Source organism: Schumannella sp. 10F1B-5-1, from assembly GCF_006517535.1.
In the GTDB taxonomy this organism is placed as follows: Bacteria; Actinomycetota; Actinomycetes; order Actinomycetales; family Microbacteriaceae; genus Schumannella.
Window position 1 is genome coordinate 1 of record NZ_VHQH01000279.1, and the last position, 302, is coordinate 302.

The window sequence follows — 302 nt, forward strand, 5'->3', positions numbered from 1 at the left end:
GCGCTCGCGGAGCCCGCCCCCGACGGCTCGGTGCACACGGGCGTCGGCTTCTCCGGCAGGGATGCCGCAGACGGCGGCAGCACGGACGTGCACCTGTCGGGCTTCGCGATCCAGGGCGACGTGCGCGAGCGCATCGACACCGACCAGGTCAACGGCATCGGGGGAGCGCTCAGCGACTCGACGGTCGACGACCTCTACATCCAGCACACCAAGGTGGGCATCTGGCTCGACGGCCCGATGTCGAACGTGACCATCAGCGACACCGTGATCGTCGACCAGATCGCCGACGGCGTGAACTTCCA

At 68.9% G+C, this 302-nt stretch carries 1 pseudogene; it reads left to right on the forward strand.

The features are described 5' to 3' along the window. A pseudogene (locus tag FJ658_RS15705) lies at nucleotides 1–302 on the forward strand (mycodextranase); the annotation flags it as partial.